Annotated in this window: 2 protein-coding genes; both read left to right on the top strand. The window is 62.1% G+C overall.

Going from position 1 to position 1,408, the window contains the following annotated elements; all coding sequences use genetic code 11:
* Positions 1-750, top strand: a 750-nt coding sequence (locus ABX75_RS27980) for a substrate-binding domain-containing protein (RefSeq protein WP_047883136.1), incomplete at its 5' end; no start/stop codon positions are given.
* Positions 747-1,408, top strand: a 662-nt coding sequence (locus ABX75_RS27975) for an ATP-binding cassette domain-containing protein (RefSeq protein ID WP_047883135.1), incomplete at its 3' end; no start/stop codon positions are given. The genes ABX75_RS27980 and ABX75_RS27975, both read left to right, overlap by 4 nt.

Raw genomic sequence — 1,408 nt, 5'->3', positions numbered from 1 at the left:
AGCGCCAAGGGTTTTGTGATCTGCCCGCCGGATGTGTCCCTCGGCCCGGCGATTGTGGCCAAGGCCAAGCTCAACGATATGAAAGTCATGGCGGTGGACGACCGTTTCGTCGACGCCAAGGGCAAGTTTATGGAAGACGTGCCGTACCTGGGCATGGCCGCGTTCGAGGTAGGCCAGAAGCAGGGCGCTGCCATGGCGGATGAGGCGAAAAAACGCGGTTGGGACTGGAAAGAAACCTACGCGGTGATCACCACTTTCAACGAGCTCGATACCGGTAAGAAACGCACCGACGGTTCGATCGATTCGCTGAAAAAAGCCGGCATCCCTGCGGACCATATCCTCACCGCGCCGCTGAAAACCCTGGATGTACCGGGCAGCATGGACGCCGCCAACTCGGCGCTGGTCAAACTCCCAAGCGGCGTGAAAAACCTGATCATCGGCGGTATGAACGACAACACCGTGCTCGGCGGCGTGCGCGCCACTGAAGCGGCCGGTTTCAAGGCGGCCAATGTGATCGGGATCGGCATCAATGGCACCGATGCCATCGGCGAACTGAAAAAACCCGACAGCGGCTTCTACGGCTCCATGCTGCCAAGCCCGCATATCGAAGGCTACAAAACCGCCGAGATGATGTTCGAGTGGGTGACCACCGGCAAAGAGCCGCCTAAATACACCGCCATGGACGAAGTAACCCTGATCACCCGCGCCAACTTCCAGGAAGAACTGACCAAAATCGGGCTGTGGAAATGACCGCTGCGGCCTTGCGGTTTGACGGCATCGGCAAGACCTTTCCCGGGGTCAAGGCGCTGGACGGCATCAGTTTTACCGCCCAGCCCGGGCAAGTGCATGCGTTGATGGGCGAGAACGGCGCGGGCAAATCGACCCTGCTGAAGATCCTCGGCGGGGCCTATATCCCCAGCAGCGGCGCGCTGCAGATCGGCGCGCAGACCCTGGCCTTCAAATGCGCGGCCGACAGCATCGCCAGCGGCGTGGCGGTGATTCACCAAGAGCTGCACCTGGTGCCGGAAATGAGCGTGGCCGAGAACCTGTTCCTCGGCCATTTGCCCACGCGCTGGGGCGTGGTCAACCGTGGCTTGCTGCGCAAGCAGGCCCTGGCGTGCCTCAAGGGCCTGGCCGATGAAATCGACCCGGACCAGAAGCTCGGGCGTCTGTCCCTGGGCCAGCGCCAATTGGTGGAAATCGCCAAGGCGCTGTCCCGTGGCGCCCATGTGATCGCCTTCGACGAGCCCACCAGCAGCCTGTCGGCGCGGGAGATCGAGCGCTTGATGGCGATCATCACGCGCCTGCGCGACGAGGGCAAAGTGGTGCTCTACGTGTCGCACCGCATGGAAGAAGTGTTCCGTATCTGCGACGCGGTCACGGTGTTCAAGGACGGCCGCTACGTGCG

This window comes from Pseudomonas sp. ARP3, assembly GCF_001029595.1.
In the GTDB taxonomy this organism is placed as follows: domain Bacteria; phylum Pseudomonadota; class Gammaproteobacteria; order Pseudomonadales; family Pseudomonadaceae; genus Aquipseudomonas; species Aquipseudomonas rhodesiae.
This window is presented reverse-complemented; position numbering and strand designations above follow the sequence as displayed.